This is a genomic window from Paenibacillus sp. P3E, assembly GCF_001909045.1.
GTDB lineage: Bacteria > Bacillota > Bacilli > Paenibacillales > Paenibacillaceae > Paenibacillus_AQ > Paenibacillus_AQ helianthi.
Window position 1 is genome coordinate 39,861 of the sequence record NZ_LVWH01000166.1, and the last position, 17,399, is coordinate 57,259.

Annotated in this window: 16 protein-coding genes; 13 read left to right on the top strand and 3 right to left on the bottom strand. The window is 50.6% G+C overall.

Annotated features, from left to right (window positions below):
* Positions 1-69: 69 nt before the first annotated feature.
* Positions 70-1,179, bottom strand: coding sequence for a GerAB/ArcD/ProY family transporter (locus A3842_RS15925; RefSeq protein ID WP_074102038.1), 1,110 nt, complete (start codon positions 1,177-1,179; stop codon positions 70-72).
* A 183-nt stretch (positions 1,180-1,362) separates the two neighbouring features.
* Between A3842_RS15925 and A3842_RS15930 the strand changes: the two genes are divergently transcribed.
* The 6 genes from A3842_RS15930 (at position 1,363) to A3842_RS33340 (ending at position 5,612) form a co-directional block, all read left to right on the top strand.
* Positions 1,363-2,850 (top strand): spore germination protein, encoded by a 1,488-nt coding sequence (locus A3842_RS15930; protein WP_074102052.1) that lies wholly within the window; start codon positions 1,363-1,365, stop codon positions 2,848-2,850.
* A gap of 9 nt (positions 2,851-2,859) precedes the next feature.
* Positions 2,860-4,083, top strand: a complete 1,224-nt coding sequence (locus A3842_RS15935; RefSeq protein ID WP_074083931.1) for a Ger(x)C family spore germination protein — start codon at positions 2,860-2,862, stop codon at positions 4,081-4,083.
* 5 nt (positions 4,084-4,088) lie between these two features.
* Positions 4,089-4,319 carry a hypothetical protein gene (locus A3842_RS15940; protein ID WP_074102039.1) on the top strand — a complete coding sequence of 77 codons (231 nt, stop codon included), beginning with the start codon at positions 4,089-4,091 and terminating at the stop codon, positions 4,317-4,319.
* 56 nt (positions 4,320-4,375) lie between these two features.
* The gene (locus tag A3842_RS15945) at positions 4,376-4,957 is read left to right on the top strand and encodes a TetR/AcrR family transcriptional regulator (RefSeq protein ID WP_074102040.1); all 582 of its coding nucleotides are present in this window, start codon (positions 4,376-4,378) and stop codon (positions 4,955-4,957) included.
* Positions 4,958-4,977: 20 nt separating this feature from the next.
* On the top strand, positions 4,978-5,400 hold the full coding sequence (locus A3842_RS15950; RefSeq protein WP_074102041.1) for a GNAT family N-acetyltransferase: 423 nt from the start codon (positions 4,978-4,980) through the stop codon (positions 5,398-5,400).
* An 83-nt stretch (positions 5,401-5,483) separates the two neighbouring features.
* Positions 5,484-5,612, top strand: coding sequence for a hypothetical protein (locus A3842_RS33340; RefSeq protein ID WP_256701716.1), 129 nt, complete (start codon positions 5,484-5,486; stop codon positions 5,610-5,612).
* 112 nt (positions 5,613-5,724) lie between these two features.
* Here the strand turns inward: A3842_RS33340 and A3842_RS15955 are convergent, their stop codons facing one another.
* A complete protein-coding gene (locus A3842_RS15955; RefSeq protein WP_074083935.1) occupies positions 5,725-6,018 on the bottom strand; it encodes a phosphatidylinositol kinase in 294 nt (97 codons plus the stop codon).
* A 181-nt stretch (positions 6,019-6,199) separates the two neighbouring features.
* Here A3842_RS15955 and A3842_RS15960 point away from each other — a divergent pair, with 181 nt between their 5' ends.
* The 4 genes from A3842_RS15960 (at position 6,200) to A3842_RS15975 (ending at position 10,021) form a co-directional block, all read left to right on the top strand.
* A complete protein-coding gene (locus tag A3842_RS15960) occupies positions 6,200-7,138 on the top strand; it encodes an aldo/keto reductase family protein (RefSeq protein WP_074102053.1) in 939 nt (312 codons plus the stop codon).
* A gap of 18 nt (positions 7,139-7,156) precedes the next feature.
* Complete coding sequence (locus tag A3842_RS15965) at positions 7,157-8,179, top strand: SDR family oxidoreductase (RefSeq protein WP_074102042.1); 1,023 nt, start codon at positions 7,157-7,159, stop codon at positions 8,177-8,179.
* A gap of 66 nt (positions 8,180-8,245) precedes the next feature.
* Positions 8,246-8,905, top strand: coding sequence for a class I SAM-dependent methyltransferase (locus A3842_RS15970; protein ID WP_074083937.1), 660 nt, complete (start codon positions 8,246-8,248; stop codon positions 8,903-8,905).
* A 123-nt stretch (positions 8,906-9,028) separates the two neighbouring features.
* Positions 9,029-10,021 carry a CapA family protein gene (locus tag A3842_RS15975; RefSeq protein WP_425270599.1) on the top strand — a complete coding sequence of 331 codons (993 nt, stop codon included), beginning with the start codon at positions 9,029-9,031 and terminating at the stop codon, positions 10,019-10,021.
* A 348-nt stretch (positions 10,022-10,369) separates the two neighbouring features.
* Here A3842_RS15975 and A3842_RS15980 read toward each other — a convergent pair whose 3' ends face one another.
* Positions 10,370-11,239 (bottom strand): AraC family transcriptional regulator, encoded by an 870-nt coding sequence (locus tag A3842_RS15980; RefSeq protein WP_083609611.1) that lies wholly within the window; start codon positions 11,237-11,239, stop codon positions 10,370-10,372.
* A gap of 109 nt (positions 11,240-11,348) precedes the next feature.
* On the opposite strand from A3842_RS15980, the gene galA reads away from it, so the two are divergent.
* The 3 genes from galA to A3842_RS15995 all read left to right on the top strand — a co-directional run bounded on the left by galA (position 11,349) and on the right by A3842_RS15995 (position 17,248).
* Positions 11,349-13,727: a beta-galactosidase GalA gene (galA, locus tag A3842_RS15985; RefSeq protein ID WP_074102044.1), complete on the top strand. Its 2,379-nt coding sequence runs from the start codon at positions 11,349-11,351 to the stop codon at positions 13,725-13,727.
* Positions 13,728-13,902: 175 nt separating this feature from the next.
* Positions 13,903-15,639 (top strand): sensor histidine kinase, encoded by a 1,737-nt coding sequence (locus A3842_RS15990; protein ID WP_074102045.1) that lies wholly within the window; start codon positions 13,903-13,905, stop codon positions 15,637-15,639.
* A 37-nt stretch (positions 15,640-15,676) separates the two neighbouring features.
* Entirely contained in the window at positions 15,677-17,248 is a 1,572-nt protein-coding gene (locus A3842_RS15995) for a response regulator (RefSeq protein WP_074102046.1), read from the top strand.
* The last annotated feature ends 151 nt before the right edge of the window (positions 17,249-17,399 follow it).

Consider the following 17,399-nt stretch of genomic DNA (forward strand, 5'->3'; position numbering starts at 1 on the left):
CAAAAAGTCTCTAGTTTACCCAAGGTACTCCCATCGGTCATCTTATCCTGTATTTCAACATGAAGGCTGCTACTGCCTGGCGTTGTGGCCGAAGCGCTTCCTGATATGATAAACAATGAGCAGGAGTGACGGGAAGACCAAAGCGTAGGTGATGTCCCAATCCAACCAGCTAGGGGTGACTTCCTTAATGTAGAAAATAATATCTTTGGCCAGCAGATTCGACATGCCGTAAATCAGAAATCCTACAGGAAAGATCAGGGGCTTGTAGGTTTTCAGTTTCAGCAGTTGCGCTGTCCCCAGGACAAAGGCGTAGAAGTAAAGCGCTGTTTTGAAGTATGTGCTTATAATCCATGTGGTGGCCATCAGCGCTTCAATCCGCTGCAGAAAATTGCCAATGTTGACTCTTTGGGCAAGAACATAAGCTGCATAGAATACATGCTCGGAAAAATAAACCCCAAGTATCGTCAGAGAGAGAAACAAAATCAGGTTAAGACTAATAGATGCGATGAATAAGGTTATAAAAATGTCCCGGCTGGTTTTACTATGTTTTTGGGCAAACGGATAGATCATGAAGAACACACACAGTTCCCCGAACGGGTAAAAGATGCCGAACAAAATGGTATGCAACATGTCAGGAAGAGGTGTATGCAAAACAGGATGAATCCGCTCCATTTCGACATCGGGAAACAGCAGGACGATTAGGCAGATTAAAAAAACCGCAAAAAATGGAAGGAAAATCTGCGCGGACCGGCCCAGATTTTCCAAACCCAGCCTGATGCCGTACACCAGCAGAACAATTGCCATGAAGCGGATCACTCCGCCGGGTGTACCCTCGTAAATTTGTGTACACATGAAGTCTTCAATTTCCCTGACATAAGTGGATGCTGCCATCAGGAAAAAGAATAAATAACTCACCGCTACTGCTCCGCCCACCCATTTCCCCAAAATTTGCGTGGATAGCTCGATAATGGTTTTATTTGGATTGATATTTGCGGCGGATATCATTAATTTAGCAGTTGCCAGTCCCAGCGGAATACTGATAAGTCCGGCAATCCATGCATCCTCGTGGGCTCCTGTGGTCATGATTGAAGGATAGACAAGCGCCATATCCCCAATAAGCGTAAAAAGCCCTAGAATGATCAATTGAGCCGTACTGATCCGGTCCTTTTCAAGACTCATGAGATTCCTCCGTATCGGCTGCAAACGGTCCTTCAGCCACTTTTTTTCCTTTCCTTAGCATGCAAATATCTTCCACAATTATGCATCCCAGACATAAATAATGATAGACAGGGATAATTATCAATTTCCGAATCATACTAGGTACACTTATTCGTGGAAAGTGGAGGATGCGAATTGAAAGATATGAACTTTGGCACATTGTCACCCTGTCTTAAGGATAATCAGATGCAGTTGGTTCAGCTTCTCGGGAAAAGCACCGATCTGTTGATTAAAGAACTGCAGCCGGATCCTTATACGCAAATCGCCGTGATATATATAGACGGTCTTGTGGATACCCAGGTGCTGCATAATTCCATACTCTTTTCGCTTCAGGAAGGCTGTACCCCGGATCGGCTGAAAGATCTGGATGCGGGGCAGAAACTTGATCTTCTGCACAAACGCATACTGATGGCAGGAGATATGTCCGTCACCCATGACTTGAAACCATTCGTTCATCAGTTGTTGTCAGGCAATGTGATGGTGATGGTGGATGGAATTTCAAGTGCTCTGCGGATCGGGCTGCCCGGGTGGGAGGACCGCAATGTAAGCGAACCAAGCTCACAGACGGTTGTACGGGGTCCGATGGAAGGATTCACGGAGAATTTACGGACGAACACGGCGCTGATCCGGAGGAAAATCAAAGACAGCCAGCTATGGCTGGAGACTGTTGAGATTGGCAGGGTGACCCAGACCAGTGTGTCCATTATGTATCTCACTCACATTGCAAGCCCTGATCTGGTACAGGAGGTAAAACGCCGGTTGGGCAAAATTGATATAGACGGCATTCTGGAGAGCGGATATATCGAGGAATTGATTCAGGATACAGTGGCCACACCTTTCCCGACCATTTATAACAGTGACCGCCCGGATACGATCGCGGCAGGAATCCTTGAGGGCAAAGTGGCGATTCTTGTTGACGGTACGCCGTTTGTTCTGCTGGTGCCCACTTTTTTTGTTGCCTTTTTTCAATCTGCAGAAGATTACTATCAGCGGGCGGATATTGGTTCCTTGCTGCGTTTCATCCGATTCTTATCCTTTTTCATTACCATGCTTGCGCCGTCGCTTTATGTGGCAGTTACTACTTATCATCAGGAGATGATCCCTACTACTCTTGTCATCAGCCTTGCGGCACAAAGGGAGAGCGTTCCCTTTCCGGCGTTCGTGGAGGCATTGCTGATGGAATTGATTTATGAGATTTTACGGGAAGCGGGGGTGAGAATTCCGAAGAACATAGGGCAGGCGATCTCGATTGTCGGTACGCTGGTAATCGGCCAGGCGGCAGTTTCGGCGGGCTTTATCTCCTCGGCGATGGTCATTATTGTATCCATTACAGCTATTTCCAGCTTTGTCATCCCTGAAACGGGAATGGCCATTGCGGCGAGAATCATGCGTTTTGCATTTATCGTTCTGGCTGGCTTTATCGGATTGTATGGCATTTTGTGCGGTGTCTTTATCGTCGTGATGCATTTGGCAAGCCTGCGTTCCTTCGGGATGCCGTATATGAGTCCAATTGCTCCATACCAATCCAATAATCTCAAGGATTCGCTCTTCCGCTTCCCCTGGCCGCTCTTGAAGAGCAGACCGGCAAACAGTAAAATTCAAAACCTTAACCGTCAAGACACAACCAAGTGAGGACTGTTTATGGACCCTAAAAAAGGTAGAACTTTTTCTTTGCTGCTGTTTGCTCTTCTCGGACCCCTGCTGCTCAGCGGCTGCTGGGAAAGAAAGGAGTTGAATGAAATGGCTTTTATACTGGCGATGGGGCTGGACAAGGCTGAATCCGGCTACAAGGTCACCATGCAGGAGGTTATTCCTTCTGCGATTTCCTCACAGACGGTTGGAGGATCAGGAGGCGGCGGGGTGCCAGTGGTTGTATCCAGCTTCACAGTACCGACCATTTATGAAGCAGACCGAAAGCACAGTCTTATCAGTTCGAGATCAGGCTACAAAGGGCATATCCGCGTACTGGTGATCGGAGAGGAACTCGCCCGGGCAGGTATTGCCGAAACACTTGATGTGCTGAACAGAAGCCGGGAACCGCGAAATGATTACTATGTTATGGTCGCGAAAGGTACTACCGCAGAAGAGGTCCTGAAGGTTCTTACCCCGCTGGACAAAATACCGGCGAATAAATTGTTTAGTGCCATGGACAAAGCCTATAAGGAATCCGCGAAGACCGTCGCTGTCCCGCTGTACCAATTTATTGAAGACATGATCTATGAGGGAGTAAATCCGGTATTGGCCGGCGTCGAGGTGTCTGGCAGTGCTAATGAGGGTAGCAAGAAAAGCAATCTCGATGAGAGTACTCCAAAAACCATATTGCGTTACCACAGTGTAGCTGTATTCAAGAGGGACAAGATGATCGGGTGGTTAAGCGATAATGAGGCGATTGGCTATAATTACATCACTAACAAAGTTGTCAAATCCTCGGGGCCAATACCAGGAGACGATGGCCGGCCGATTGTTATTGAGGCGCTGCACACATCCACGAAACGTAAAGTAAAAGTAATCGGCGGTGAGCCGCATATCTACATTCATGTAAAAGCGGAGTGCAACATTGAAGAGGTGGAGAGCCGAGATAATCTGGAGTCGGAGAAGGTAATCACAAAGCTGGTGAAGAAAACGGAAGAGCGGATTATCTCGCGGATGAAATCTGCTGTTGAGCAGATCAATGAGGATTACAATGCGGATATCATGGGCTTTGGCCAGCTGATCTACCGTGCTAAACCGAAGGTCTGGGCCAGACTGCGGCAGCAAAAGGGAGATGATTACCTGAAGTCGCTGCCTATTCATTACAGTGCCAGTGTGTCGATTACCCGGATCGGCGTTACGGACAAGTCTTTTATTGGTGATATCAAGGAGTGAGCGTAATGATGTTGCTGTTCTTTCTGGTGATTGCGGCAGGTTGTGTTGTCATCGATCTCCCTTTGCTGAAGCAGAAAGGCAGACCCCGTGACCGCCTGGTCTGGGTGCTGTACTGGATCCTGGGCATTGCTGCGGTCTACTGTTCGTTGAACAAAATCAAAGTCCCCAGCCCGCTGTATCTGGTAATGTTCATTTATAAGCCGGTCAACAGCTTTTTTGATATGTGGTTTCGTTGACAGAAAAGAAGGAGCATGTGATAATTGCCTGACGGTCGTCAGGGAGGTGAGCCATTATGACTGCTAATGCTATTTTGCAAGCCGCTATAGCACAATTTGCCGAAAAAGGCTTTGAGGGTGCATCACTGGCTGGGATAGCCCAGGCTGTTGGCATTAAAAAACAGTCCATTGCAACCTATTTTCCTAAAAAAGAAGATTTGTTTCTAGCAGCTTTTCAGGAAATGGCCCGGCACTATATTGAGTTTCTGGACCAGTTGTTCAAGGGCATTCCGGGTACACCTGTGGAGGCGAGGCTGCGCGGGATTGTGTACCGGACCTACTATTATAGGGTGGAGCATCCCATATTGACCTCTTTTTACAAAAGAAGTGTTCAATTTCCGGCGCCTTTCTTTCAGGAGATGCTGGAGCAGCAGATATCAATGATGGAGAAGCAGTCCTCCGCCTTTTACCGGGCTATTTTTGAGGAAGGCATGAATACCGGACAGATTCGGCGGCAGCACACGGAAAGTCTGCTATCGGCTTATTATTGTTTGCAGGATGGGATTTCCATGCAGATGTTTTTTTACAATCACGAAGAATTCGAGCGGCGCTTGAAGGATATCTGGGAGATTTTCTGGGCGGGCATTAAGCAAACGTGAGGAAGGAGAGGATTGAGAATATGCGGGTAGACCGGGTTGTCACCGAAGAAGGGCTGCAGGAAGCTTTTAGGATTAGGCGGGAAGTGTTTGTGGAGGAGCAGGGTGTGGCGCTGGCCGATGAATTTGATCAACATGAGCAGGCTGCTGAGCATATATTGATCTATCAGGAAGAGACAGCTGTGGGAACGGCCAGACTTCGGAATGTAGACGGCTGGGCCAAGCTGGAACGGATCTGTCTCCTTGCCCCATACCGCAAAAGCGGTCTGGGTTCTGTTCTTATCGCAACACTGGAGAAAATGGCGGCGGAACAGGGACTTCGGCAAGCCAAGCTGCATGGCCAGAAGCAGGCTGAAGGCTTTTATCAGAAGCTGGGGTATGAGACGGGTTCACCCGTTTTCATGGAAGATGGAATCCCTCATGTGCTTATGGTTAAGAACTTATAATAGAAAGAACTGTACATGAATGCGGTGTTGCTGCTGTTTGGTACCTTACAGGAACTCAGAATCTGACCGGTGCCAGCCAAACTATGGATGAGAAGAACCTGATTATCCAGGGAACGAATACCGGGAAGCAGGAAGAATGGTCGCTAATCGGCGGGCCATTGACCTCGCAGAAGGGTGTTATTGAACTTACGCTGAACTGGTCGGAGCTGTAGAATAGGACAAGTAGACTGACGAAAGGGCGCGCCGGTACTCCATTGGCGCGCCGTTTTTGAGTTGGCTGTTTATACTCGTATAACCTATACAGAAGCTATGCCCGCTGCATCATTAGATGAAAAATGGAAGCAGGAACAATGCGGTGATGGCACCAAAAGGTACGCGTCTCGGATAAAAGCGGCGGCGTGGATAGAAGCCCGGGTAGTATCCAAATTGTCTATAAGTAGACGCATTGGCAGGCATTCCGTTCATTTGTCCCATCATTTCGTTCGAAGGAATGGCCAGTGTAACATAGTCCTGATCAATATGAGCAATAAACCCGTCAAAATTCTGTCCGTCAGTAGTAGTGATACCGACGTATTTATTCATGCAGTTCCAAGCGAGTTGCTGATAGTTTGTATCCATGGATAGCCTCCTCAAATCATATCTCGACAACAGTCTATGGACTGTAACCTATTGTGATCACGGCATATGCCCATAACTCAAAAATATTGGGAGCTATATATTCCATACAAACTATTTTAAAATGGATATGAAGCGCTATTTTGCCGGACAAGAGCCGGATATCGAGAGGAGCATGTACAAGATGAAATACCGCAGATTGGGTGGAACCGGACTTAAGGTGAGTGAGATCAGCTTGGGAAGCTGGCTGACCTATGGGGGTTATGTAGAGCGGGACAATGCTGTTAAAGCTATTGAGACCGCTTACGGTTTGGGCGTTAATTTTTTTGATACGGCAAATGTGTATGAGAAAGGCGCGGCCGAAAAGGTGCTGGGTGAAACGCTGCGCGGTTTTCCCCGTGAATCCTACGTGCTGGCTACCAAAGTGTTCGGTGTCATGGGAGACGGGCCCAATGACCGCGGCTTGTCCCGCAAGCATATTACAGAGCAGTGCCATGCCAGTCTGAAACGGCTGGGAGAAGATTACGTGGATCTGCTGTACTGCCACCGATATGATCCGGAGACACCTATTGAGGAAACGCTGCGCGCGCTGGATGATCTGGTCCGTCAGGGTAAGGTACTCTATGTGGGTGTAAGTGAATGGACGGCCGCACAAATGGCGGAAGCACTGGCCGTTGCCGACCGTTATCTGCTGGACCACATCGTGGTCAATCAGCCGGTCTACAATATGTTCGAACGTTATATCGAAAAAGAGATTATTCCGCTGGGGCTGCGTAAGGGCATCGGACAGGTCGTGTTCTCCCCGCTGGCCCAAGGCCTGTTGACCGGAAAATACAGCTCGGTCTCCGACATTCCGGAGGACAGCCGCGCGGCGAAGCTGGACTGGATGCGTAAGGGGATTACCGAGGAGAAGATTGCCAAGGTCCGTGAACTGGGTACAATCGCCGCTGAGCTGAATATTTCTGTCGGCAATCTGGCCCTGGCCTGGATTCTGCGGCAGCCGAATGTCGCGAGCGCCCTGGTAGGCGCCAGCCGACCAGAGCAGGTGGAAGAGAATGTGCAGGCTTCCGGCATCGAACTATCCGATGATGTTCTGACAGCGATTGAAGCCATAATCAGCTAAGGAAAAGGAGGGTGACCGGTGAAGGTACTATTTATCGGCGGTACAGGACTAATCAGCGAGGCGGTCTCCAAGCTGGCAGTAGAACGGGGCATAGAGCTGTATCTGTTCAACCGCGGCCAGCGGGACGAATTCGTACCGGAGGGCGCTAAAGTGATTCAAGGCGATATCCGCCATCCGCAGGAAGCCGCTGAGGTACTGGACAGCTATGAGTTCGACGTGGTGGTGGACTGGATCGCTTTTACTCCTGAGCATGTACAGAATGATATACAACTGTTCACAGGCAAGACGAAGCAGTATATCTTTATCAGCTCCGCTTCAGCTTATCAGAAGCCGCAGCAGAATTATCTGATCACCGAGGAGACCCCGCTTGCGAATCCTTATTGGCAGTATTCCCGCGACAAAATCGCTTGTGAGCAGCTACTGCTGAAAGCCTATACAAATAGCGGTTTTCCAGCTACTATCGTCCGTCCCTCCCATACTTACGGGGTAACGGCGATACCGGCAGCCCTAACTAGCTGGGCGCATCCCTGGTCGCTGGTCGACCGAATCCGCAAAGGTCTGCCGGTCGTGATTCATGGAGATGGAACATCGCTGTGGACCCTGACCCATAACACAGATTTCGCGAAGGGCTTTGTCGGCCTGCTGGGGCGACCCGGAACGATCGGAGAAGCGGTTCATATTACTTCCGACGAGTCGCTGAACTGGAACCAGATCTATGCGGCTATCGGGAAGGCGGCTGGACATGAACCACAGGTTGTGCATATTTCCACCGATTTTATCACGGCCTTTACCCCGCCGGGAACAGCAGATGGACTGATCGGTGACCAGGCGGTGAGCAGTGTATTCGACAACAGCAAGATTAAGCGATTGGTGCCGGAATTTGCCGCAACCGTTCCTTTTGCCGAAGGCATCAAGCGGTCTGTGGAATGGTTCGAACAGCATCCGGAGCTGTGCACCATCGACACTGAATGGGGTACTATGGTGGATAACCTGATTGCGAAGCATGGTGTTGAAGCGAAGCCGCTCTCCTTTTACGTATGATGGCATGAAACGGGGATTCCTGAATATACTCTCACTACCGAATTTCCTCTAAAGGAGTCCTGGCCTATGCCTACACATCCGTATGTTTCCCGTTTTTTTGTCAATGCCGATGCCCGCCGCGATAAGCTTGTTTACGATTTGCCGGAATCCTGGTGGAGCCGGCCCTATGAATATGAATGGTGCACGAATTTCGTTTCCCCGCATGATGTGGTGCTGGATGCCGCCTGCGGGATCTCCCATCCGCTCAAGTTCTATCTTGCCAGTTACAGTGCGGAGGTTCATGCCTGTGACATGGATGCAAGAATTCTGTCCAGAGATGCCATCATGGAAGAAATTTCAGGCGATATCGGGGAGGAAGCGGCACTGCTGGCGGGAGCAGCGCGGACGAACCGCCTCCACCTGGCCCAGGCCAATCTGACTTCACTGCCTTATGAGAACGAGTTCTTTGATACGATCTTCTGCATCTCGGTTCTGGAGCACCTCTCTTTGGAGGATTCTGTACGAGCCGTTAGGGAATTTCACCGCACGTTGAATGAAGAGGGTCTGCTGGTATTAACTTTTGACTATCCGACCGTAAATCTTTTGCGGATAAATGAAGTGCTGCTGCAGGCCGGATTTGAGTACTGGGGGGAGACGGATTTCAAGCTTCCGGCGGATGCCGTGCGTACGGAGCAGTGGGGCGGGCTGAGCTGTTTTCGGGCCGTGCTTAAAAAGGCGAGACTCTAGGATCTACCCTTTATTTGGATATCCCTCTTTTAATATAGTAGAATAACGGGAGGTTAACCAATAGAGAGGGGTCAAAAGATTTTGCGCAGATTTACAGTCATCATATTAACATTAATAGTACTTTTGCTGATTCCTGCACCGGCTGTTTTCAGTCAAGCTGCTTCCGCAGATGATAAGGTTAATCTTGTTTTTGCAGGAGACATCCTGCTGGATGGTTTTGTCGGCGACCAGATCGCCAAGTACGGAGTGAACTTTCCTTTTGCCAAGGTAGCGCCTGTTCTGAAGAAAGCAGATATTGCCTTTGCCAACCTGGAGACACCGGTATCGGTGAGAGGGAAGGTAGCCGAGAAGACCTTTGCATTCCGTTCCAAGCCAACAGCTCTTGCGGGACTGAATTATGCGGGGATTGACGGTGTGACCGTTGCGAACAATCATATTCTGGATTTCGGACAGGACGCTATGCTGGATACACTCGTTCATCTCGACAAATACAAGATCGGGCATACCGGCGCAGGCAAGAACATTAATGAGGCTTTTAGACCCTTCACCCAGACGGTAAAAGGAAAAAAGATCGCCATGCTCGGTGTAAGCCGCGTGCTCTCTAGCCCTTCGTGGTATGCAGGCAAGAACCGTCCGGGCGCAGCTTCGGCCTATACGCCTGAACCGCTGATGAGCGCAATCCAGAAATCGGCCAAAGAGAATGACTACACTATTGTATACATCCACTGGAACAATGAGTTCAAGGATTACCCTGAGAATTACGCCCGCAAGCTCGCGAAGCAGATGATCGACAGTGGTGCGGATATCATTATCGGTGCTCATAGCCACTGCCTGATGGGGATTGAATACTACAAGCACAAGCCGATCTATTATTCGCTGGGCAATTTTGTGTTCAACCGTTCAACACGCGGCGGTGACAAGACACTTCACTCTATGCTGGTTAACTTTGAGATCAGTGACAGCGGTGTAAACGGCAGAATCACTCCGGTCAAGATCATCGGCGGACAGCCCAATTTTATGGGGGAAGCCTATAACAAAGATACGATCAATCGGATGAACCAGCTCTCGTTCAATGCCCGTGTAGCGGCGAATGGAGCGGTTAGCGAAAAGCTCTGAGCCGAAGAGTTGAGCCGAACACTACTGAACAGAACAGAATATCCGCCCCAAAGCCCGAGCGATTAGCTGGATCATCGCTTGGGCTTTTTTTGCTGCTCAAGAGATCAGAGGTAAAAGTGCCTCTGAATTCAGCGCAGTCAGGCAAAATGAGGAAATGTGAGGTAGAAATACCTTTGAATTCGGCACAGACAGGCAATATGGGGAAATGTGGGGTACAAGTACCTTTGAATTCGGCACAGACAGGCAATATGGGGAAATGTGAGGTAGAAATACCTCTGAATTCGGCGAAGCAGGCATTATGGGGAAAGGAATGGTTGGGCAATCATTCAAGTTGCATCAGGCACCAATCTAAAAGTCTTGGTTTGTGTTAAAGTCAGCCTTACTCGATAGATTCCCCCGGTACATTCCCGGTGCTGTCCCGTAAGCCTTCTTGAAGGCACGGATAAAATAATTGGGCTCCAGCCCCAGGCGGCCGGCGATTTCTTTGATGGGCATGTCCGGATGCTCCTCCATCCACCTCACGGCTTGATTCAGACGCAGGCCCTGTAAATATGCATGTGGAGTAATGCCGTAGGCCTCACGGAAAATCCGCATGAAGTGCTGTACCGAGTATCCCACAACATGGGCTATGTTGGACATTTGCAGCGTTTCGGTGAAGTGTTCCTGCATATACCCGGCGGCGCGGCGCAATGCTTCCTGTGCAGGGCTGCTGGCCGGAAGAGAATGAGGACCAGAGGAGAGCTCAGCCATCTCCGACAGCAACAGGACAAATTCATAGAGCCTACCGGAGATATATGCGGCCCGCGCGGTTTCGGATTGATCCGCAAGCTCCCATAGCTGTTTCAGAGGGTTCATCAGGGCCTCCGCGTCTGTCAGACGGATCCCTGTGCTGAAAGGCAAGCCGCAGCCGGTTACCAGTTCCTCCGCAATCCTACCCTTGAACCCGATATACCCAATCAGCCAGGGTTCACCAGGGAGCGCATAGTATTCATGAGGCTGCCCCGCCGGCAGGATCAGCGCCTGACCGGCGCCGATAGTCAGGCTTTTCCCATCCTTGAAGCGTACCCTGCCTTTGCCTCTGAATGCGATGAAACACTGCGGCACAAGATAACCGGACGGGCGGTAGATAGGATGCTGCACGTGGCAACCAATATTGTACAGGGCCAGCGGCAGCCGTGGGTTCAGATCATCCGCGCACAGGCGGAAAGGCAGAAGCATGCGTATCCCTCACCTTCAATTTGTGCTGTTTCATATTAGCATTGTGCTAACTATATTCTAATAATCTACTCTACAATGTGAATATAGTCTAGTAAGGAGGCGGTCGTTAGTGAGTGTGGCAGCAGGGAGATGCAGAAGCCGGTTTGATGAGGAGTGGAGTTTTTACAAAGGGGATATCCGCATTCCGTATGCAGTCAAGGCCGGAATGACAGGCGGGATTACCGACTGTAGTTCCTTGCGGGAGGGAGAATGGCTGGATATTGCTTTTAACGATAAAGGGATGGGCCATCAGCAGCTGGAGTGGGTGCGAGTATCGCTGCCGCATGACTGGTGTGTAGAGCAGCAGTATGTCCAGGATGCATCGCTCGGCTCGAGGGATGGCAGCCATGGCTATTTGCCGGGTGGAATCGGGTTTTACCGCAAAAGCTTCGAGCTGCCGGCAGAAGGGGCAGCGCGTAAATGGACGGTATCCTTCGACGGAGTTTCGGGTGTGAGCACCGTATGGGTCAATGGACATTTCATTGGCGAGCATCGGGGAGGATACACCGGATATTCCTATGATCTGTCCGATGTGCTTCGTTATGGCGGGGAAGGCAAGAATGTCATATTAGTCAAGGTAGACGCGCTGGAGAATGAGGGATGGTGGTATGAGGGCTGCGGCATCTACCGCCATGTGTGGCTCGAAGAGACGGACCGCCTCCATGTAGCGGAGTATGGAACCTATATCACGACACCGGATGTGGGGGAGCAGCAGGCCAGGGTGCATGTCAGCACCCGTATCTGCAATGAATATACAGAAGGCCGGGCGGTCTCGCTGCACACAGAAATATATGATGCTGCCGGCAGACAGGTAGCTGCTTCTGCGGCGCAAGCCGTTGTGGACGGGTACGGGGAGACGGAGCTTGAGCAGATTTGCACAGTGGAGCAGCCTTCGCTGTGGTCGCCGGAGTATCCGTACCTCTATAAAGCCATATCCATCCTAGAACATGAGGGAACCGTGGTGGACCGGTATGAGACATCTTTTGGCATCCGCAGCATCCGGTTTAATCCGGAGCAAGGTTTTTTCCTGAATGGAGAACCGCTGCTGATCAAAGGCACCTGCAATCATCAGGATTTTGCGGGAGTGGGAGTGGCGCTGCCTGACAGTATCATTGAATATAAGCTGAAGCTGCTTAAAGAGATGGGCTCTAACAGCTACCGCAGTGCGCATCATCCGCCTACCCCTGAACTGCTGGATCTCTGTGACCGGATGGGACTACTGGTGATGGATGAGAACCGCAAGCTCGACAGCAGCCCGAATGGCATAGCCCAGCTGAAGCGGATGCTGTACCGGGACCGCAATCATCCATCTGTCATGATCTGGAATCTGGAGAATGAGGAGGTTCTGGAAGGCACCGTAACCGGCAGACGTATTCTGAAGACGCTCGCGGATACCGTCCGCCGGATCGATCCAACGCGCCCGACCTCAGCGGCTATGAATCATGGCTGGTATGAGAATGGATACAATGAGGTTGTTGATATTACAGGCTACAATTACGGACACCGGGATCATCTGGATATCCGGGACCATGAGCTGCATCCGGAGCACCCTATGATCGGCAGTGAATGCGCGAGCTATACGGTTACCAGGGGCATCTACGCGGATGATCCGGTGCGCGGCTATTGCTCCGAATACGGCACGAATATTCCTTCGTGGGGCTGCACCCCGCAGCAGGCGTGGAGCGATGCTCTGAACAACCGTTTTCTTACCGGGGTATTTATGTGGACCGGGTTCGACTACCGCGGAGAGCCCACCCCTTACCTGTGGCCATGTGTGAATTCCCATTTCGGGCTGATGGACACCTGCGGTTTCCCTAAGGACAGCTATTACTACATGCAGGCCGTCTGGAAGGACGAGCCTATGGTTCATCTGCTGCCGCATTGGAATTGGCCGGGTTCTGAGGGACAGCCGGTAGAAGTGAGGGTGTTCTCCAATACCGCTACAGTTGAACTGATTCTGAATGGCAGAAGTCTGGGTGAACAGCAGGTTGACCGGGCAGGGTATTTGTCATGGGAAGTCATCTATGAACCCGGAGAGCTAAAAGCGCTTGGAACACGCGATGGCCGGATCGTCGCTGAGAAAGCGGTGGTTACGGCAGGCCAGCCGCATCAGATCTGCCTGTACCCTGACCGGACTGAGGTTGAAGCAGACGGCTCGGATACGATTCCGGTCCGCGTGGCTGTAGTGGATGAACAGGGGCATATTGTTCCAACCGCAGACCCTGAAATCCGCTTCGAAGTGGAAGGTGCCGGAATTCTTCTTGGGGTAGGCAACGGCAATCCCAGCAGCCATGAGCCGGATAAGGCACCCGTCCGCCGGGCATTCAATGGCTGGTGCCTGGCCTTGATCCAGTCTACCGCCGAAGCAGGTCCGATTACCGTGCGGGCAGTATCAACAGGACTTGCACCGGCAGAAGTAGTATTACATGCATTAACGGCTCTAAAATAGAAAGAAACCAGCGACGGAAGGAATTCCGGCGCTTTTGCTGTGTTTCTCGACTGAAACGGATGCCGCCTCTTTCAGAGGACGGCGAAGCCATTTCTTCTTATGCCTATTTATTTCTGGGCATGGGGACGTTAATATAGACATACCGAAATCCATACCAAAGGATGTTCTGCAACTGATGCCCAAGCTGAAGAAATATATGCCTTTCACCTATAAAATGATGGTTCCCTATTTGCTGCTGGTTCTTCTGACCGATGTAACTATCGGCTATATCTCCTATTCCATGCTTACTGATTCGCGGACGGAGATGGCTGAGTCGAACATCCGGACGGGAATGGAGCAGTCAAGGAACAATATCCGCTACCAAATGGACGAAATTCAGCGAATGTCGGATAATCTGTTCGGCAGCCAGCCGTTTCAGCGCGCTCTTGAGCTCAAAGGTACGCCGTTTGATATCTATCTCGCCATGATCGACCAGATCGTTCCGCAGATCACGGCACCGCTGCAGCTGTTCGGGAACAAGATCCGTTTCATGCTCTATACGCCAAACAGTGATCTGAACATTGTATCCGGCGACAATCTGAATGAGCCGATCTTAGACAGTGATTATTATATTCTGCCGCTTAAGGATATCGCAGATAGCGAGTGGTACAAGTCCCTCAAAGATTCGAAACGGGACAATCTCTGGCTGCAGATTGATACGGACAAGAAGCTGGGTAACCTTTCGCATGTCCGCAGACTGGTTAATTTCAGCGATTATAAAACAGTGATCGGCTATGTTCGGATCACCGTATCCCTTGAGGATCTGTTCGGGGGCTTTGACACCTTCCCGCTGGAGGAGGGAATTACCCTCCGGCTTGTGGAAGAGACCACCGGCGATATTCTGTTCCAGCGCGGCACGGCGAATTATGATGAACCGGGCAGTAATTTCCTGAGTCTGCATGAAAAGATCCCCGGCAGCAGCTTCGTCATCGAATCTCTGGTGCCCTATACGTATTTAACGAAGGATGCCGGCAGGCTGCGCCGTGTAATTTTTGCAGTATGTGCCCTTAGCTTCCTAGTGATGACGGTGATTGGCTATGTGGTGGCACGGCTGTCCGGACGCAAGATGAGCCGGATCGTGGGACTAATGCGGTCCTTCCAGGAAGGGAACTTCCAGAAGCGTATCCGCTTCTCGGGCAATGATGAATTTGTACAGATCGCGGATTCCTTCAATGTGATGGCAACCAATATCCAGGAGCTGATCAACAGCGTGTATGTGCAGGGCATCCAAAAGAAGCAAGCGGAACTGGAAGCGCTGCAGGCGCAGATCAATCCGCATTTTTTGTATAATACACTTTCAACGATAAGCAGCCTGGCAAATCTCGGGGAGATTGACAAAGTCACAGGGATGGTACAGGGACTCTCGCGCTTTTACCGGTTAACGTTGAATCAGGGTAATGTCTATATTGAACTGGAGAAGGAACTGGAGCAGGTCGCTACGTACCTTGAAATCCAGCGGGTCAAATATGCGGATGCGTTCACGGTATATGTGGATGTAGACGAGGAAATTCTGCACATGCAGGTTATCAAGCTGGTGCTGCAGCCTTTTGTTGAGAATATTTTCAAGCATGCTTGGTTTGGGGAGACGATTGCGATTCGTCTGACCGGCCGGCGGATAGGCAGTAATCTTGAACTGAAAATCATCGACAATGGAATTGGCATGCGCCCTGCGGACATCAAACGAATGATGCAAGGACCGAGCCAGGCCGGGGGCTATGGAGTGAAGAACGTGAATGAGCGGATCAAGCTTAGATACGGGGACAACTACGGAGTGACCATTGCGAGCTATTATGGCGCAGGCACAACTGTTCAACTGCTGCTTCCCGCCGGGATGAAGGACAACGAGGAACAGGATGTAGAATTTGCCCCATAATTTGCAGCTTGTACTGACACAGGAGGAACATTAAGATATGAGCATTAACGTATTGCTGGTGGACGACGAAGCCATTGATCTGGAGTGGATGCGCCGAAGGGTGCTGGCCAGCGGATTGAATATTAACGTAGTGGGCACCGCGAGCAGCGGCTTTAATGCGCTGAAAATTATGGAGGAAGCACAGGTTGATATTATTTTATCTGACATCCGGATGCCGATTATGACCGGAACCGAATTTGCGCGCAAGGCCAAAGCGCTGAGTCCTAAGACCAAAATTGTGTTCATCAGTGGACATGAGGATTTCAGTTATGCCAAGGAAGCGATTGAGATCAATGCTTCGGGATATCTGCTGAAGCCCGTTCAAGATAAGGACCTGTACGAAATGCTGCGGACACTTTGCACCAACATGGAGCAGGAAAGAGAGCAGGACCGCTCCTTCACCGAAGCCTTGTCCCTGGTGAACAAGGAGCTGCTTCTGCGCTGGTTCGATGAGGCCTCGCCTGAGCCAGCAGAGCCGCATCTGCGGAGTCTCCTCAATCCCTTGCTGCAGAAAGGCGCAGCGGCGGCGGTTGTGGAGATCGATGATCTGGAGTGGAAAATGCGCGATTGGTCCGAGGAAGACACCCGGAGCATTACGCGGCAAATTGCCGGGGTGATTAAAGCCTTTGCCGAGGATGCTAAGCTGGGCATCTGGATTGCTGTCCACCATACCCGGTTTGTCATTCTGTCTTCACTCCCGCAGGACAGCTTTCTGAGTCTGCTGGAGGAATTGATCCGCAAAGTAGCAGATTCATCACCCTGCACGGTAACTGTAGGTGTAGGACAGTATGCCGCAGAAGAGGCAGGATTGCACGGGTCCTATCAGCAAGCGCAGGCGGCGCTTAGTGCGAAGTGGCTGCTGGGCAAGAACCGCCTGATTCGCGACACCATACAATCTTCACCAAGGGGAACACCCGGCGGGCAAATTGAACAAACGGTAGATCAGCTGCTGGAGGCCATCATCCAGTATGATCTCGTAGCGATAGATGATCATCTGATGGTTTTGTTCACGAAGGACCTTCCCGGCGCCGGAAGGAAGGAGGTCTACGAGCTGATCATCCGCATTACCTCTAAGCTTCATGCCGACCTTCAGCAGCAGAACGAGAATCTGTACGAGCTGCTGCAATGGGAATCCCATCAGCCGGATATCCTGTTCCAGTTCGAGACCATCCATGATATCCTCTCCTGGATGCGGCGCAGGTTCTTCGAGCTATCGGAGCTGCTGTACGTGAAGCGGCAGCGGCAGAAGCGCAAGCTGATTGATGAGATTATGCGCTATGTGGAGGAGAATCTGGAGAAGAAGATTACATTAAAAGAGGTGGCGGCCCATTTCGACTTCACTCCTAATTATTTGGGCTATCTGTTCAAGGAGGAATATGGGCTTCCCTTCAGTGAATACGTGAATGAACGCAAGACGAACCGGGTATCCGAGCTGCTTAGCGATCCGACTCTCAAAATATATGAGATCGCCGAACGTATGGGCTATAAGAACATTATCTATTTCAACCGGCAGTTTAAGCAGATTACGGGCATGACGCCGGGTGAGTACCGCAAAAAGCATAAAATATAACCGCAAAAACGTTGCCCTGGCCGTTTTCAGACCCCGGGCAACGTTTTTGCATTTTTAGAAAAGCAACGGTTTCAACCGATCGTTGAAAAAGTATTACTTTTAGTTGATGGGCTGAATCCACACCAGGTAAGCGGTTCTCTATAATAAAGCT

Bases quoted from the DNA above. Each gene is read 5' to 3' on its own strand.
- A3842_RS15925 (WP_074102038.1), bottom strand. From the start codon at position 1,179: ATGAGTCTTGAAAAGGACCGGATCAGTACGGCTCAATTGATCATTCTA.
- A3842_RS15930 (WP_074102052.1), top strand. From the start codon at position 1,363: ATGAACTTTGGCACATTGTCACCCTGTCTTAAGGATAATCAGATGCAG.
- A3842_RS15935 (WP_074083931.1), top strand. From the start codon at position 2,860: ATGGACCCTAAAAAAGGTAGAACTTTTTCTTTGCTGCTGTTTGCTCTT.
- A3842_RS15940 (WP_074102039.1), top strand. From the start codon at position 4,089: ATGATGTTGCTGTTCTTTCTGGTGATTGCGGCAGGTTGTGTTGTCATC.
- A3842_RS15945 (WP_074102040.1), top strand. From the start codon at position 4,376: ATGACTGCTAATGCTATTTTGCAAGCCGCTATAGCACAATTTGCCGAA.
- A3842_RS15950 (WP_074102041.1), top strand. From the start codon at position 4,978: ATGCGGGTAGACCGGGTTGTCACCGAAGAAGGGCTGCAGGAAGCTTTT.
- A3842_RS33340 (WP_256701716.1), top strand. From the start codon at position 5,484: ATGGATGAGAAGAACCTGATTATCCAGGGAACGAATACCGGGAAGCAG.
- A3842_RS15955 (WP_074083935.1), bottom strand. From the start codon at position 6,018: ATGGATACAAACTATCAGCAACTCGCTTGGAACTGCATGAATAAATAC.
- A3842_RS15960 (WP_074102053.1), top strand. From the start codon at position 6,200: ATGAAATACCGCAGATTGGGTGGAACCGGACTTAAGGTGAGTGAGATC.
- A3842_RS15970 (WP_074083937.1), top strand. From the start codon at position 8,246: ATGCCTACACATCCGTATGTTTCCCGTTTTTTTGTCAATGCCGATGCC.
- A3842_RS15980 (WP_083609611.1), bottom strand. From the start codon at position 11,239: ATGCTTCTGCCTTTCCGCCTGTGCGCGGATGATCTGAACCCACGGCTG.
- A3842_RS15990 (WP_074102045.1), top strand. From the start codon at position 13,903: ATGCCCAAGCTGAAGAAATATATGCCTTTCACCTATAAAATGATGGTT.
- A3842_RS15995 (WP_074102046.1), top strand. From the start codon at position 15,677: ATGAGCATTAACGTATTGCTGGTGGACGACGAAGCCATTGATCTGGAG.